11 protein-coding genes are annotated in these 16,780 nt (G+C 65.9%); 8 read left to right on the plus strand and 3 right to left on the minus strand.

Annotated elements, in window-relative coordinates; translation table 11 throughout:
* Positions 1-372: 372 nt before the first annotated feature.
* Together RQH86_RS14185 and RQH86_RS14190 are read right to left on the minus strand one after the other, a co-directional pair.
* Positions 373-2,505 carry a methyl-accepting chemotaxis protein gene (locus tag RQH86_RS14185; RefSeq protein ID WP_311239682.1) on the minus strand — a complete coding sequence of 711 codons (2,133 nt, stop codon included), beginning with the start codon at positions 2,503-2,505 and terminating at the stop codon, positions 373-375.
* A 360-nt stretch (positions 2,506-2,865) separates the two neighbouring features.
* On the minus strand, positions 2,866-4,335 hold the full coding sequence (locus RQH86_RS14190) for a cellulase family glycosylhydrolase (protein ID WP_311239669.1): 1,470 nt from the start codon (positions 4,333-4,335) through the stop codon (positions 2,866-2,868).
* A 211-nt stretch (positions 4,336-4,546) separates the two neighbouring features.
* On the opposite strand from RQH86_RS14190, the gene RQH86_RS14195 reads away from it, so the two are divergent.
* The 8 genes from RQH86_RS14195 (at position 4,547) to hemC (ending at position 15,427) form a co-directional block, all read left to right on the plus strand.
* The gene (locus RQH86_RS14195; RefSeq protein ID WP_115552872.1) at positions 4,547-6,034 is read left to right on the plus strand and encodes a SulP family inorganic anion transporter; all 1,488 of its coding nucleotides are present in this window, start codon (positions 4,547-4,549) and stop codon (positions 6,032-6,034) included.
* 246 nt (positions 6,035-6,280) lie between these two features.
* Entirely contained in the window at positions 6,281-7,261 is a 981-nt protein-coding gene (locus RQH86_RS14200) for a GGDEF domain-containing protein (RefSeq protein WP_161964605.1), read from the plus strand.
* 151 nt (positions 7,262-7,412) lie between these two features.
* Entirely contained in the window at positions 7,413-9,062 is a 1,650-nt protein-coding gene (locus tag RQH86_RS14205; protein ID WP_055850516.1) for a M28 family metallopeptidase, read from the plus strand.
* Between the two features lie 748 nt (positions 9,063-9,810).
* A complete protein-coding gene (gene mdoH, locus RQH86_RS14210; protein WP_055850522.1) occupies positions 9,811-11,748 on the plus strand; it encodes a glucans biosynthesis glucosyltransferase MdoH in 1,938 nt (645 codons plus the stop codon).
* Between the two features lie 240 nt (positions 11,749-11,988).
* Positions 11,989-12,657: an alpha/beta hydrolase gene (locus RQH86_RS14215; RefSeq protein WP_311239668.1), complete on the plus strand. Its 669-nt coding sequence runs from the start codon at positions 11,989-11,991 to the stop codon at positions 12,655-12,657.
* A gap of 4 nt (positions 12,658-12,661) precedes the next feature.
* A complete protein-coding gene (locus RQH86_RS14220) occupies positions 12,662-13,714 on the plus strand; it encodes a histidine kinase (protein ID WP_055850527.1) in 1,053 nt (350 codons plus the stop codon).
* 30 nt (positions 13,715-13,744) lie between these two features.
* Entirely contained in the window at positions 13,745-14,482 is a 738-nt protein-coding gene (locus RQH86_RS14225) for a LytTR family DNA-binding domain-containing protein (protein ID WP_055851383.1), read from the plus strand.
* A 30-nt stretch (positions 14,483-14,512) separates the two neighbouring features.
* Positions 14,513-15,427, plus strand: coding sequence for a hydroxymethylbilane synthase (gene hemC / locus RQH86_RS14230; RefSeq protein ID WP_311239667.1), 915 nt, complete (start codon positions 14,513-14,515; stop codon positions 15,425-15,427).
* A gap of 432 nt (positions 15,428-15,859) precedes the next feature.
* Here the strand turns inward: hemC and RQH86_RS14235 are convergent, their stop codons facing one another.
* Positions 15,860-16,660 carry a DUF481 domain-containing protein gene (locus RQH86_RS14235; RefSeq protein WP_055850532.1) on the minus strand — a complete coding sequence of 267 codons (801 nt, stop codon included), beginning with the start codon at positions 16,658-16,660 and terminating at the stop codon, positions 15,860-15,862.
* Positions 16,661-16,780 lie beyond the last annotated feature (120 nt).

Consider the following 16,780-nt stretch of genomic DNA (forward strand, 5'->3'; position numbering starts at 1 on the left):
TCATTATTTGGCTAAACGAAGTGGTAGTACTGCAGCACTACGCAGCCTGTTCGACGCGGTAGCGCTGCATTGAAGCAGAATGCGCCGGAGTTGATTCGTTGAGTGCCGATGCCCATCTGATGATGTGACATGTATCGACCTCTGGGTTGATGATGCACGTGTGCTGATTGGCAATGCGCATCTTTGTTTGTCGACGTATATCGGCCGATGGGGCACCCTCACCCCAACCCCTCTCCCGGTGGGAGAGGGGCTTGAACAGCGAAGCGTGTTGCGCTGTTCCTTCTCCCCTCGGGAGAAGGTGCCCGAAGGGCGGATGAGGGTGCGTTGCGCGAAGCGCACCCGCACACGCTATTCCGCAAGCTATTTCGCTTGCTACGCTGCTTGCCCGACGCCGTGGCGCTGCATCGACGCAGGCTGCGCCGGTGCCAGTTGGAACACGGCCACCGCGCGCGTCAGATCCGCTGCCTGATCTTCCAGGCTGCGCGCCGCCGCAGTGGCTTCTTCCACCAGCGCCGCGTTCTGCTGGGTCATCTCATCCAGCTGCATCACCGTGGTGCTGACCTGTTCGATCCCGGCGCTCTGCTCGGTGCTGGCGGCGGTGATCTCGGACATGATCTCGGTCACGCGCTTCACCGAACTGACCACCTCGGTCATGGTGCTGCCGGCCTGCTGCACCAGCGCCGAGCCTTGCTCCACCTTTTCCACCGAGTCGGAAATCAGCTGTTTGATTTCCTTGGCCGCACCGGCCGAGCGCTGCGCCAATGCACGGACCTCGGTTGCGACCACCGCAAAGCCGCGGCCTTGTTCGCCGGCGCGCGCCGCTTCCACTGCCGCATTCAAGGCCAGGATATTGGTCTGGAAGGCGATGCCATCGATGACGCCGATGATGTCGGAAATGCGTGCCGACGATTGCGTGATCGCCTGCATGGTGGTGACCACTTGCTGCACCACGCGGCCACCGCTTTCGGCGACATCGCCGGTGCCTTTGACCAGTTGATTGGCCTGGCGCGCGTTGTCTGCATTCTGGCGCACGGTAGAGGTCAATTCTTCCATCGATGCGGCGGTTTCTTCCAGGTTTGCGGCCTGATGTTCGGTACGCGTGGACAGGTCGGTGTTGCCGCTGGCGATTTCACCGGCCGCGGTATTGATCATCTCGGCCGAATGCTGGATGCCCTGCACGATGCTGGTGAGCTGGATCGCGGTGCGGTTGGCGGCATCGGCCAGGCGGCCAAAGGCACCTTCGTAATGGGATTCCACCCGCTGCGACAGATCGCCGTCGGCAATGGCGGCCATGATGCGGCCGACATCGTCCAGACCGGCATCGGCCTGCTGCATCAGCCGGTTCAGGGCCTGCACCATTTCCGCAAACGCAAACTGATAGCGCGACTGCTCGCCGCGTGCGGAAAAATCGCCACGCGCGGCGGCATCGGCCAGACGCGCGATGTCGCTGTTGATCGCCGACAGATTGCTCTTCACCGTATCCAGCGCTTCATGCAATGCCGCGCGCTGGCCGGGCAGGCGGCGCATGTCGCGGCGCAGATCGCCGCGGCCGTATTCGCTCATGACATCCATCGCCTCGTTGATGGCGTCCAGATGTTCGAACACCACCGTGTTCACGCCATGCGCCAGGCTGCCGTAATCGCCGGGGAAATCCTCCGGGATGCGGTGCGCGATGTTCTCGCCTTGCTGCAGGCGGATCATGGTCTGCATCTCGCCGTTGAAGCGCTGCAGCTGGTTCTGCATCTGCTGCATGCTGTGCATCAACTGCCCGGTTTCATCGCGCGATTCCACCCGGATGTCGTTGTCGAAGCGGCCGGAGGCAATCGCCTCGGCCGTGCGTGAGGCGGCGCGTAACGGTGCGGCCATCGCCGAGGCGATCAACCAGCACAGGCCGATCACCATCGCCACCAGAGCGCCGCCGATCAAGGTCAGCGTCCGCGTAAAGCCCCAAGCCTGCACCTGGATGTCTTCGGCGTACACGCCCATCACCAGCACCCAGTTCCAGGCCGGAAACGTCTTGGCATAGCTGATCTTGGGCAGCTGTTCTTTCTTGCCCGGCTTGGGCGCGTCGTAATAGCTGAAGCCATCGCCGCTGTCGATAGCGGTCTTGATATCGCGATACACGTACTGCCCGGCATCGCTCTTGTAATCGGACATGTCGGTGCCGACCGGGCGCTTGGGATGCATCAGGATGCGCATCTGCGGGTCGACGATAAAAAAGTAATCCACGCCATCGTTGGTGCGCATGTCGGCCAGCGTCGTGCGTGCCGCTTCTTTTGCCTGATCGACGTTGAGCTCGCCGGCTTTGACCTTGTCGGCGTAATGCTGCATCACCGTGAGGCCCATCTCGACCTCGGTCCTGACGCTGAGTTTGCGCGCCTCGACCAGATCCAGATATTGCAGACGCGCCGCGGCAACGGCCAGCAGGATCACGCCCACCGTCAACAGTGTGCACAACAGGACGAACTTGCGGGTCAGCGGGAGATTGGCAACATGGCGACGCAACAGGGAGACAACGGGCATGGCAACAGCATCCAGAACGCGCCGCGCAGGGCGCTATGTCATGGATAACGGCTGATTCACATGCGGGTTGAATACTGATTGCGGCAGCGTCTGCTTATAAAAACCGCAGCGCCCATGCAATGTTAGGAGCGCACCTGTGCGCGATGCGGCGTTACCGATAAGGCCTCATCGCGCCCAGTTGCGCTCCTACCAACGGCCTGCTGTCTTTAGACAGATCGCAGGCACGACACATCGCTCAACTTGCTTGGTCGACATGTCGCGGCGTATCGCCATCTCCTGAATATCCAGGCGGACGGTCGCGCGATACGACGGCGGCCACGCAACGCGCGGCCGCCTTTCACATCAGCTTGCTGCGCAGAAGCCGAACTCGGCCGTTGCACCGGCGGCCAGCGTGCGGTTGAAATCCACACCGCTTGCGCGCAGGGTGCTGCCGCTCTGCGACCACACCACATTCCAGGCGTTGTTGACCGTGCCGGTCACCGGCACCGTCACCGACCAGGTGCCGCTGGCGGTACCGGTGTTGGTGACCTGCACGCGGTTGCACCCGCCGCCGCTCCAGCTGCTGTCCACGATGACCTTGGTGCTGAAGGTGCCGGTGCCCGGGGTTGGCGTGGGTGTCGGAGTGGGTGTCGGAGTAGGCGTTGGGGTTGGGGTTGGTGTGGGCGTCGGCGTCGGCGTCGGGGTAGGCGTTGTGCTGCCCACGGTGCCCCACAAGGTGCGCAGCAGCGTCATCTTGTCCTGACGCACCGTGGTCCAGTCGTCGCGCAGGATGCCGCCGGTATCGCCGCTGTTGGGGTTCCACGACCAGTAGAAGCCTTCGTTGATGCCCTTGCTGCGCAGGTACTTCACCAGCGCGTCCTGCCACACCTTGTCGCGCGCATCGCCTTCGCCGTACTTGCCGCCGAACTCGCCCAGCAGCAGCGCGTACTTGCCGGCAAACTGGCCGAAGTGACGGTCCCAGATAGCCGGCATGTTGTTGGGGAAGTTGCTGTCGTTGAAGTACGACTGCACATAGACGTCCGGGCCGTACACATGCGGTGCCAGCAGCAGACGGTTGGCCGGAATGTTCAACGGGGTGCAGGCCAGCGGCTGCAGGTTGCCACCCCAGTAGATGCCGCCGTTGGTCGAGCACACCGGGTTATCGGTGATGCCTTCCACCGCGATGATCCACTTCGGCGCCACTGCCAGCACGGCGGCCGAACCGCGCTCGGCGGCCTTGTTCCAGTCGGTAGCAGCATTGCCGGTACCCCAGGTGGCGGCGCCGTGCGGCTCGTTCTTCAGATCCAGGCCGAGCACGTACGGCACGTTCTTGTAGCGGTTGGCCACAAAGCGCAGATCGGCCAGCCACTGCGCTTCGGTGTAGGAGCCGGTGTACCAGAGCTCGGAAATGCCGGCGCAATCGGGGGTGTGGTGATCCAGCAGCACGTACATGCCGCGCGCGTTGAATTCGTTGATCACCTTGTCGAGGATCTGCAGCGAGGTCAGGCCCTGCAGGTCGGCGTTGCGGCTGTAATCGATGCTGCTCGGCATGGTGTCGCTGCGCAGCGTGGCCGGGCAAAACGGCAGGCGCACGGCATTGAAGCCCAGGCCCTGCATCTGATTGATCATCTCTTTCCAGTTGCGCGCCCACAGGCCATGCATGACATGGTTGCCGGTTTCGAAGCCAAACACGTTGACGCCCTTGAGCTGCACCACCTTGCCGCTGTCGTCGACAACCCGGTTGTTGCTGATGGAATAGCTGAACGCCGGGGCGGCGGCCAAGGCCAGCGCGGTGGCCAGTGCGAGCGTACTTGCGGTCCTGAAAATGGACATGGTGATCTCCCTAGATAACCGAACTCGACACCCGAGCGCGGTGAGGGGGGCATCTTGGTCTGCGTCCGCGTCGCGCGGCGTGATCGCAGCCACAGAAAAGCGCATTGGCGCACAGATCACAGGTGGGCTGCGGGCGCGGTCGCTTTCCCGCACACTATCGTCGCTGCGCGCTGTCCGCAGGCTGTCCTTTTTGTCCCCGGAGTGTCCCCCAATGTCTTTCCTGCGTGCCGAACTGGCGCAATGGCGCGCTTCACCTGCGCGCGAACTGATGGCCGGTGCGGTCGCAACATTTGCCCTGATTCCCGAAGTGATTGCGTTCGCCTTCGTGGCGGGCGTCGACCCGCAAGTCGGCCTGTTCGCGTCCTTCGTTATCGGCATCGTGATTGCATTTTGCGGTGGACGCCCGGCGATGATTTCTGCCGCGGCCGGATCGGTGGCGTTGGTGGCCGCACCGCTGGTGGCGGCGCACGGGCTGCCGTATCTGTTGGCGGCCGGGCTGCTGGCCGGCGCGGTGCAAATCCTGTTCGGGCTGCTGCGCTTGGGCGTGCTGATGCGTTTTGTCAGCAGCTCGGTGCGCACCGGCTTCGTCAATGCGCTGGCGGTGCTGATCTTCGCCGCACAGCTGCCGCATCTGCTGGGCGCCAACCTCACCAGCTGGGTGATGCTCGGTGTGGGCCTGGCGATCATCTACGGGCTGCCGCGCTTGCGCGTGCCCGGCCTGTCGGCGATTCCCTCGCCGCTGTTGTGCATCCTGCTGCTGACCATCGCCGGCAGCGCCCTGCACCTGCCGCTGAAGACCGTGGCCGATCTGGGCAGGCTGCCCAATGCGCTGCCGTTCCTGCAATGGCCGGCCGTGCCGATGACGTTGGAGACGCTGCGCATCATCGCGTTGCCGGCGTTGGCCATCGCCATGGTGGGTCTGCTCGAATCGATGATGACCGCGCGGGTGGTCGACGAACTCACCGATACCCCCAGCAACAAGAACCGCGAGTGCACCGGGCTGGGCATCGCCAACACCGCCGCCAGCCTGTTCGGCGGCATTGCTGGCTGCGGCATGATCGGCCAGACCGTTGGCAACGTGAAGTACGGCGGCCGTGGCCGGCTGTCGACGTTGTTCGCCGGCGTGTTCTTGCTGATCCTGATGGTGTTGCTCAAGCCGTGGGTATCGCAGGTGCCGGTGGTGGCATTGGTGGCGATCATGGTGATGGTGTCGGCCGAGACCTTCGACTGGCGTTCGCTGCGCACCGTGGTCACCCACCCGCGTACCTCCAGCGTGGTGATGTTGGCCACCGTGGCGGTGACTCTGGCCACCCACAATCTGGCTGCCGGCGTGGCAGTGGGCGTGGTGCTGAGCGGGGTGTTCTTTACCTTCAAGGTGGCCGGGCTGCTGCAGATCGCGCATAGCGATGGCGCAGATGGCGTGCGCACCTACAACGTGCGCGGGCAGGTGTTCTTCGCCTCGGCCGATGTGTTCATCGACGCCTTCGACGCGCGCGAGGTGCCTGGCCGCGGCGTGGTGATCGACGTGAGCCGCGCGCATTTCTGGGACATCACCGCCGTGGCGGCGTTGGACAAAGTGGTGCAGCGGCTGCGGCATCACGACCTGGACGTGCAGGTCAAGGGCCTGAATGCCGGCAGCCGCCGGCTGATGCAGCGGCATGCGCTCGGCGAAGACGCGCTGGAATCCGCGTTGCCTTAAGCATTCCAGGGCAGCCGTCCCCAGCGGTGTCGCGGGCGGGCGTGTCCGCTGACCAGCGGCGGCTGGCCGCGCGCTGAGCCTTGGCGGCCGCCGACCTCAAGTTTGCGGCTGGGGCGCCGATGAACCGGCATCCTGATTGCCGGTCGTTGTCGTGAAGCCTGCGCATTGCCACTCCAGTTGTCCGCCAGCCCGCCGTGTCCGGCAAGGCGGGCCTGCGTCTGCATCTGCGTACCGGCCGAGCCGCCAATGAGCGCCACGCCGTTGCTGGAACGGATGGTGGATATGACCGCCATCCGCGATGCCGATCTGCTCGATCTGAGCCTGTTGCGCACCATGCGCGAGCTCTGCACCGCCGAAGAGCTGTCGCTGCTGCGCATCGCCCCGGATGGCCGCACCATGGCCGAAACCCGCCTGCACGACGACGGCCGCTTGTCGTTGACGGTGGCTGAGCTCAAGGATGCGCAGATGCGCGCCCAGCTGGTCGACGTGCATGGCCCCGGCGATGTGGTGCACCTGCACCAGAATGGCCAGGCGCTATTGGTCTATCCGATGATGGAAGCGCGCGGTATCCGCACCTGCCTGCGGGTGGGCGGTGCACGCGCGCCCGGTGCCGCCGAACAGGCGATGCTGCAGGGCTTTGCACGCTTCTTCCAGAATTACCGCAGCCTGCTCGACGACGCGCAGCGCGACGCCTTGACCGGCCTGCGCAACCGCAAGACCTTCGACGATGTGATCCTGCGGCTGTTCGCAGGCGGGGCAGAGACGCCGGCAAACGAAAGCGTCTGGCTGGGCATCGTGGATATCGATCATTTCAAGCGTGTCAACGACACGTTCGGTCATCTGTATGGCGACGAAGTGCTATTGCTGGTCGCGCAATTGATGCAGCGCGCGTTCCGTCAGGACGATCTGCTGTTCCGCTTCGGCGGCGAAGAATTCGTGATCGTGCTGCGTGGCGTGGAGCGCGATGTTGCGATCAGCCTCTTCGAGCGGTTTCGGCTTGCCGTTGCCGAGCATGTGTTCCCGCAGGTCGGGCAGGTCACGCTCAGCACCGGCATCGTGGAGCTGACGCATGGGCGCCTGATCAGCCAGCAGCTGGACGAAGCGGACAAGGCGCTGTACTGGGCCAAGCAGCACGGCCGCAATCGCGCCGTGGTGTACGCCGAGCTGATCGCCAGCGGGCAATTGCTGCAGACCATGCAACAGACCGGCAGCGTGGACCTGTTTTAAGCGCGCGTATCGCCCTAGCCCTACCGCGTGCAGGCGTGCCGACAGGCGGTCCGGCGCCGCGCGGCCATCGCAGGCGCCAATCCCGCGACATGCCGCCGCTTGCACTCGCGGGTGGCTACACTCCAGGGCTGTCTGATATCTGGGGTATGCAATGAAGCGACTTGCCGTGGGACTCTTGGCAATGGCGGTCTCGACCGCAGTGATGGCGCAGGCGCCGACGTTCGATGGCGCCCGCATCTCGCGCGACGTCAAGGAGCTGGCCTCCGATGCCTACGAAGGCCGCGGCCCGGCCACTGCCGGCGAAGAAAAAACCATCGCCTATCTGAGCAAGCAATTTGCCGACGCGGGCCTGCAGCCTGGCGGCGATCTCAAAGATGGCAAGCGCCTGTGGACCCAGGCGGTGCCGTTGCGCCGCGCCGATATCGTCGGTGCACCGACGCTTGCGCTGGCCAATGCCGGCAAGCTGCAGGCGCTGACGCAAGGCAAGGAGATCGCTATCCGCGCCGCGCTGGATGGTTCGTCCAAGGTCGACATCGCCAACGCACCACTGGTGTTCGTCGGCTATGGCGTCAAGGCGCCGGAGCGCGATTGGGACGACTTCAAGGGCGTGGATCTGAAGGGCAAGATCGCGGTGGTACTGATCAACGACCCCGACTTCGAAACCGGCAAGGGCGCCTTCGATGGCGCCGGCATGACCTATTACGGCCGCTGGACCTACAAGTACGAAGAGGGCGCACGGCAGGGCGCGCTCGGCGTGCTGGTGGTGCACGAAACCGCGCCGGCCTCCTATGGCTGGGACACCGTGGCCAGCTCCAACACCAACACCATGTTCGATGTGGTGCGCGACAACCCGCGCGCCGCGCATCCCACCGTGGAAGGCTGGATCCAGCGCGATCTGGCCACCGCGATGTTCAAGCGCGCCGGGCTGGATTTCGATGCGTTGAAGAAGCAGGCGCAGACCCGCGGTTTCAAGCCGGTCGAGCTCAAGGGCCAGGGCCTGAGCGCCAGCTACCAGGTCAAGTCCGACGTGATCACCTCGCACAACGTGGTCGCGCGCCTGGAAGGCAGCAAACGCCCCGACGAGACGCTGATCTACAGCGCGCATTGGGACCATATCGGCGTGGGCAAGCCGGACGCGCGTGGCGACACCATCTTCAACGGCGCGCTGGATAACGCCAGCGGCACCGCGGCGTTGCTGGAACTGGCACGCGGGTTTGCCAGCGGACCCAAGCCGGAGCGCTCGGTTGTGTTTCTGGCCGTCACTGCCGAAGAAAAGGGCTTGCTGGGCTCGGAGTTCTACGCCTCCAAACCGCTGTATCCGCTGGACACCACGGTGGCGGTGATCAACATGGACGGCATGAACCCGTTCGTGCCTTCGCGCGATTTCGGCATCTATGGCACCGCAAAACTCGAGTTGCTCGATCAGCTCAAGACCGTGGCGGCACAATCCAAGCTGCGCTACACGCCCGACCCCAAGCCGCAGGCCGGCTATTTCTTCCGCTCCGATCATTTCTCCTTCGCCAAGCGCGGTGTGCCGGCGCTGTCGTATGCGGCCGGGCAGGATTGGGAAGTGGGCGGCATTGCCGCAGGCAAGGCGGCATCGGACGACTACACCGCCAAGCGCTATCACCAGCAAGGCGATGAGTGGAAGCCGGATTGGACCTTCGCCGGTGCCGCGCGCGATCTCGGCGTGCTGTACACGCTGGGCCAGCAGTTGGCAGATTCGCGCCAGTGGCCGAACTGGAGCAGCGACTCGGAATTCCGCGCCACCCGTGATGCCAGCGAGGCCGCGCGCAAGTAAGCCATGTTGACGCGGCAGGGCAGGAGCGTGCGACCAAGCATCGCCGCTCCCATCCTTGTCTCAGCCGTCTTTCACGCGGCACGCAGAAGGCCGCGCTGCGGTGAATTTGTCGCACGCGATACCTGGCGTGGGGCAGGCCGCAGCGCAGCGCGAGATTGGATACGCAGCATCGTCGCAGCGCACTGCGCGTCATGGCTCCAGCGCAAACCGCAAGAGCGGCCGAACAACCGCCGTGCCTATGCCATGCAGCTCAACGCGAGATCGCGCCACGCGGCATGATCTGCGCAGCACGTCGCTTCGATAGTCCGCGTCATCGCGTTTCCGGCACGCCCGACATCCTGCAACCGGTTGCACTGCTGTGTGCCACGGATGGCACAACGCTTGCATCGATAGCGGTCATTGCGTGATTTGCAGGCCGTGACAGCACGCGCGCCAGGCTGCAATCTGTTGGGGTTGCGTTCGGTCGTTACCGCGTAGTCTGCCGCGCGGTCTTCGTCGGGAGGGGCGAAGACTGCACGATGGCCTTCGTTTCCTTTAACGGTCGATTCTTTAGGATGAGCCGCGACGTTGCGTCGCCGCCAGGAGAGTTTGTGCATCGGAGTGGTTTCATAGCTGCCAATACCGCGACCTGGTCGCACGCCGCCGGGCACCTTGCCTGTGCGACGCGCTTTGTACGCTCGCTACGCGTGGCGGGGATGGATCTCCCGCTGCAGACCGCACTGTCGCACGCGTGCGACGGGCAGCCTTGATGGACGGCACCGTGACCCTTCCCCCCGCACCAACTGCAATCCCCCCCCTATCCGCCCTCGACGCCGGCCAGCCCACGCTGCCACCGGAAGCGCCGTTGGCGATGCCCGAACAGAGCCTGCGCGAAGGCAGCCTGCAGGTGCGCCATCAGCGTACCTCGCCGGTCGGCATCGGCGTGCGCCGTTTCTATTTGATCGGCGGCACCTTCGTCACTACCTCCATCGCGGTGTGGGTGATGCTCAGCGTGCTGTGGCCCGACGGCGTCAGCGTGCTGGAAGGCTGCCTGCTTGGCCTGTTCGTGCTGCTGTTCGCGTGGATCGCGATGTCCTTTGCCAGCGCCGTGGCCGGTTTCATCACCGTGGTGGCGCGCGCCGGGCGCAAGCTCGGCATCGACCCAGAACAACCGCTGCCCACGCTGCGCTCGCGTACCGCGCTGCTGATGCCCACCTACAACGAAGACCCGCGCCGCCTGCTGGCCGGCCTGCAGGCCATCTACGAATCGGTGGCCGAAACCGGTCAGCTGGAGCACTTCGACTTCTTCGTGCTCAGCGACACCACCCGCGATCACATCGGGCGTGCCGAAGAACTGGTCTACAACGAGCTGTGCGACCGCGTCGACGGGCATGGCCGCATCTTCTACCGCCGCCGCGCCGACAATGCCGCGCGCAAGGCCGGCAATGTGGCCGACTGGGTGCGCCGCTTCGGCGGCAGCTACCCGCAGATGCTGATCCTGGACGCCGACAGCGTGATGACCGGCGACACCATCGTGCGGCTGGTCGCCGGCATGGAAAACAACCCGGACGTGGGCCTGATCCAGACCCTGCCGGCCGTGGTCAACGGGCAGACGCTGTTTGCGCGCATGCAGCAGTTCGGCGGCCGCGTGTATGGGCCGATCATCGCCTTCGGCGTGGCCTGGTGGCATGGCGCCGAAAGCAATTACTGGGGCCATAACGCCATCATCCGCACCCAGGCGTTCGCCGATCACGCCGGCCTGCCGTCGCTGCGCGGGCGCAAGCCGTTCGGCGGGCACGTGCTCAGCCACGACTTTGTGGAAGCGGCGCTGATGCGCCGCGGCGGCTGGGCCATGCACATGGTGCCGTACCTGCAGGGCAGCTACGAAGAAGGCCCGCCCACGCTTACCGACCTGTTGATCCGCGACCGCCGCTGGTGCCAGGGCAACCTGCAGCACGCCAAGGTGGTGAGCGCCAAGGGCCTGCACTGGATCAGCCGCATGCACATGCTGATCGGCATCGGCCATTACTTCACCGCGCCGATGTGGGGCTTGCTGATGCTGATCGGCATCGGGATTCCGCTGGCCGGCGGCGGCATCGACCTGGCCGGTGACCTGCCGTTCTCGCCTGCGCGCTACTGGCATGGCAGCAGCCAGGGCAATGCGATCTGGATCTTCATCTGCACCATGTTCGTGCTGCTGGCGCCCAAGCTGCTGGGCTATATCGCGTTGCTGCTCAACCCGCGCGAGATGAAGGCCTGCGGTGGCGCCATTCGCGCGCTGCTTAGCATCCTCCTGGAAACCGTGCTGGCCGCGCTGATGGCGCCGGTGGTGATGTACCTGCAGTCGCGCGGCGTGTTCGAAGTGCTGGCCGGCAAGGATTCCGGTTGGGATGCGCAGGTGCGCGACGACGGCAAGCTGTCGTGGCCGGCGCTGTTGCGCAGCTACGGCGGGCTGACCGTGTTCGGCCTGTTCATGGGCGCGGTGGCGTACACCGTCTCGCCGTCGCTGGCTGCCTGGATGGGGCCGGTGATCGTGGGCATGGCGGTGTCGATCCCGGTGGTGGCGCTGACCTCGCTGCGTCGCAGCGGTCTGGCGCTACGCCGTGCCGGTATTTTCTGTATCCCCGAAGAGCTCGACCCGCCCAAGGTACTGGTGCGTGCGTCCGAACTGCGCCGCGCCGCCGCGCTAGAACCTTCGCTGATCTGAGCGGCTGGGCCTGCTGGGCCGATTGGACCCAGCGTGCTGTGCCGGCCACGCCGTGTCGCCGTTACCGGTGCTACACCGGCAGCGTCTGCATTGACGAAGGGCGCGACCCGCGCGCAGCACATGGCCACTGCGCGACGGTAAATCGCCGCACGCGATCCGGGTGACCGGCGCGTTCGAGCCCACGTGATCGGGGCAGGGCCGGTGCGCAAGGCATAATGCCCGGCCCCCAAGCGGAGCTGGATGATGCTGGAAGTGATCGAACGCGAGACCGGACCCAACCCGCAGTGGACCGTGCTGTGGTTGCACGGCCTGGGCGCCGATGGCAGCGACTTCGCGCCGATGGTTCCGGAATTGGTGCGCCCGAAGTGGCCGGCGCTGCGCTTTGTGTTCCCGCATGCGCCGATCCGCCCGATCACCATCAACAACGGCGTGCGCATGCGCGGCTGGTACGACATCGTCGGCATGGATTTCGCCAGCCGTGCCGACAAGGTCGGCATCGCCGAATCGGTCGCCCAGGTCGAAGCCTTGATCGCCCATGAGCAGGCGCGTGGCACGCCGCCCGAGCGCATCCTGCTGGCCGGCTTCTCGCAAGGCGGCGCGGTGACATTGGCCGTGGGCCTGCAGCGCAGCGTGCCGCTGGCCGGGTTGATCGCGCTGTCGACCTACCTGCCGGACCCGGCAGCGGCCGCCAGCCAGTTGCAGCCGGCTGCCATCCACCAACCGGTGTTCATGGCGCATGGCAGCGCCGACCCGGTGGTGCCGTTCGCTGCCGGCCAGGCCAGCATGCAGGCCCTGCGCACGCTCGGCTTCGCCCTGGAATGGCAGACCTACCCGATGGGCCATCAGGTCTGTCTGGAAGAAATCGAAGCGCTGCGCAACTGGATGCAGGCGCGCTTCACCGCCGCCTGAGCCCATGGCCACCGGCGCCCCGCAGATCACCTGGATGCCGGACCTGTGCCGGCTACCGCGATTGGGCGCGATGCTGGGCTTGGCCGAGCTGGTGGTGCTGGTGGTGACCCTGGTGCCCGACGCCGGCGCCGCGCGCAGCCTTACCTTGTCGCGCTTCGTCTCGGCCAGCGGCCTGGCGTTATGGCTGGCGCTGGCGGTCACCGTGTTGCTGTGCGTGCTGCGGCCGGGGCTGTCGCGATTGCCGCCCAAGCTGGGTGGGCTGGCCGCGCTGCTGATCGCCGCGCTGGTGGCGATGCTGGGCGCCGGCATCGTGCACGCGCTGTATGCCGTACTGGAGCAGGCGCCGCTTGGCCCATTGGTCGGCTTCTGGCGCTTCACCCTGGGCAGTGCGGCTACGGTGGTGCTGATCACCGCGCTGGCGCTGCGCTATTTCTACGTCAGCGACCGCTGGGAAGCGCAGGTGCAGGCCAACGCGCGTGCCGAGGCCGATGCCTTGCAGGCACGCATCCGCCCGCACTTTCTGTTCAACAGCATGAATCTGATTGCCAGCCTGCTGCGGCGCGACCCGGTGGTGGCCGAGCAGGCGGTGCTGGATCTGTCGGATCTGTTTCGCGCAGCGCTCGGCGCCGGCGAAGGCCTGTCCACCTTGCGCGCCGAATGCGAACTGGCCGAGCGCTATCTGGCCATTGAGTCCTTGCGCCTGGGCGAGCGCCTGCAGGTGCGCTGGCACCGCCAGGAGCCATTGCCGTGGGAGCTGCCGATGCCACGCCTGGTGCTGCAGCCGCTGGTCGAAAACGCGGTGCTGCACGGGGTCTCGCGGATGCCCGAGGGCGGCACGCTGTATCTGTCGCTGCGTCAGCGCGGCAGCCAGTTGCAGATCCGCATCGTCAACCCGGCCCCGCAACCGGGAACCCAGTTGCCGCTGCTTGCCGGGGCCGGGCATGCGCAAGCCAGCATCTCGCACCGGCTGGCGTTTCAGTTCGGTGCCGGGGCACGGATGGCGGCCAGCTGGGCTGAAGGCTACTATGCCTGCGAGATCACATTGCCGCTGCCGTGACGGGGAGTTACTGCAGCGAGGGGGATGTCCATGACGGCCACGCAAGTGCGGGTGCTGATCGCTGATGACGAGCCACTGGCGCGCGAGCGCCTGCGCATGCTGCTGGGCGAGCATCCGCAGGTCGAGGTGATCGGCGAGGCCGAAAACGGCCAGCAGGTGCTGCAGCAGTGCGAACACCTGCACCCGGATCTGGTGTTGCTGGACATCGCCATGCCCGGCGTCGACGGCCTGGAAACCGCGCGGCTGCTACGCCAGAGCCAGCCGCCACCGGCGGTGGTGTTCTGCACCGCCTACGACCAGCATGCCTTGTCGGCGTTTGACGCCGCCGCGCTGGATTACCTGATGAAACCGGTGCGCCCGGAACGCCTGGCCGCCGCATTGGAAAAAGTGGCCACGTTCCTGGCCGGGCGCGCACCCGGCGCCGCACCGCGGCCATTGCGCACCCATCTGTGCGCGCGCCTGCGTGGCAGTTTGCGGCTGATCGCCATCGGCGATATCCGCTATCTGCAGGCCGAAGAGAAGTACGTCATCGTCCACCACACCCGTGGCGAGGACTTGATCGAAGAGTCGCTGAAATCGCTGGAAGATGAATTCGCCGACCGCCTGGTGCGCATCCATCGCAATTGCCTGGTCGCCCGCGACGAGCTGGTGGAGCTGCGCCGCAGCGGCGATGGACAGGTGCACGCCGTGCTGCGCAACGTGCCGCAGACCCTGGAAGTGAGCCGGCGCTGCGTGGCCAGCCTGCGCGATCAACTGCGTCATGTATGAGTTACCGGTCCGGTCCGCGATAATGGCCGGATGACCACGCTCCGCATCGCTACCCGTAAGAGCCCGCTCGCCCTTTGGCAGAGCGAACACGTCGCCGCCGTGCTGCGCCAGCACCATCCCGGCCTGGAGGTCGTGCTGGTGCCGATGAGCACTCGCGGCGACGAAGTGCTGGACCGCTCGCTGGCGGCAATCGGCGGCAAGGGCCTGTTTCTGAAGGAACTAGAGCTGGCCATGCTGCGCGGCGAGGCCGATTGCGCGGTGCATTCGCTCAAGGACGTGCCGATGGAACTGGACGATCCGTTCGTGCTGCCGGCGATCCTGGGCCGCGGCGACCCGGCCGATGCGCTGGTGTCCAATCTCTACGCCAGCCTGCAGGCGTTGCCGCTGGGCGCGCGGGTGGGCACCTCGTCGTTGCGGCGTCAGGCGCAGTTGCGTGCCGCGCGCCCGGATCTGGAGCTGATCGACCTGCGCGGCAACGTCAACACGCGTCTGGCCAAACTCGACAACGGCGGCTACGACGCCATCGTGCTGGCCTGCGCCGGCCTGCAGCGGCTGGGTTTTGACGCGCGCATCAGTGCGCGGCTGGACGCGCCGGAGTGGTTGCCGGCACCGGCACAGGGCGCGGTAGCGGTGGAATGCCGCGGCGACGATACGCGCATCCACGCGTTGCTGGCCGTGCTGGATGCGCCCGCCACCCGCGTCTGCGTGGAAGCCGAGCGGGCGATGAATCGCGCGCTGCACGGCAGCTGCCACGTACCGGTGGCCGCGTTCGCCACCTGGGAAGGCGAGGGGCTGTACCTGCAGGGCATGGTCGGCAGCGCCAGCGATGGCCGCCTGATCCATGCCGATGCGCACGGCAGCCCCGACGACACCGAAGAATTAGGTCGCCGCGTCGCGCAAGGCCTGTTTGACAAAGGCGCCGCACAGCTATTGGCCGAGCTGTAACGCCGATCCGCCGCCGCACCTCCGCCGCCGCACCGTAGGAGCGGCCCCGGCCGCGAGGGCGTTACCGGGAAAGCCCTGTCGCGGCCAGGTCCGCTCCTAAGAGAGCGCAATTGCGTAATCGCCGGCAGCCGCTCCCCTCACTGTAGGAGCGGCCCAGGCCGCGAGGGCATTACCGGTGAATCCCTGTCGCGGCCAGGTCCGCTCCTACGAGAGCGCAATTGCGTAATCGCCGGCAGCCGCCGCATCGTAGGAGCGGCCTAGGCCGCGAGGGCATTACCGGGGAAGCCCCGTCGCGGCCAGGTCCGCTCCTACGAGAACGCAATTGCGTAATCGCCGGCAGCCGCCACCTCACTGTAGGAGCGGCCCCGGCCGCGAGCGCATTACCGATAACCCGCCCCCGCTACCAAACCCGCCCCACAACCGCCCAATCGCTTACTTGAACGTGTAAACCAGATTTACCGTGGTCAGCGTGTCGGTCTTCTTGTCGCCGTCGCTGACATCGCTGTTGTGACGCATCTGCCAGGCGGCCTTCAACGCGAAGTGCGAGTTCATGCTCACCTGCACCCCGAAATCGTTCTGCGCGTAGGTGTTGTATTCGCCCGATTCCACCAGCAGCGTGTTGATCAGATCGGTGTTGTCGGTGACCGTGTACTTGAGGTCGAACAGGCCGCGCCCGATCAAGCCAGTCTCGTTGCGGTCTTCGTCGCTGTTGTGCGCGCGCCGGATACCCGGGCCGACCTGCGCGTCCAGATAGAACCGGTCGGCGTTGATCAGGCGCGTGCCGTAACCGATACCGAAGGTGGCCAGCCGATCGTAGGTGGCGAAGTCGTCGTGCTCGTAGCGGCCGGTGGCGGTGAGCTGGCGGTGCTCGCCCAACTGCAACGCGCTGCCGGCGCTGCCGGTGTAACGCTCGGCGGTGGTCTGGCGCTCGCGTTCGGTACTGCCGTCGTCGTTGGTATTGGTGTACTCCGAGCTCGAACGCAGCGCGGTGGCATCCAGGCTGTGGATCCAGTCGCCGTCGGTGTAGCGCAGGCGCACGCGACCATTGAGGCTATCGGTGGTGCTGTTGCCGTGGGCAGCAGCGTAGCCCAGCTCGCCGCTACTGCCGCCCCAAGGGGAGGGCATCAGCGCAGCTGCAGGGTCCACTGGCGTCGGTGCAACTGCCTGGGCCCAGACGGCAGGCGTGATCAATAACAACGGCAGCAGGGCAGACAACGGGGCACGGCGGGACATGGGCAGCTCGCTTGAGGGCAGGGCGGGAGGGTGAAAGCGATTTCATGATAACGGACTGTGCGGCACGTCATAACCAAGTGAATGCCGCGCTTCATTGGCGGTTCCGGCGCTGGCACCTGA

The sequence above is a fragment of the Xanthomonas sp. WCS2018Noco2-27 genome (genome assembly GCF_031843525.1).
Classification (GTDB): Bacteria; Pseudomonadota; Gammaproteobacteria; order Xanthomonadales; family Xanthomonadaceae; genus Xanthomonas.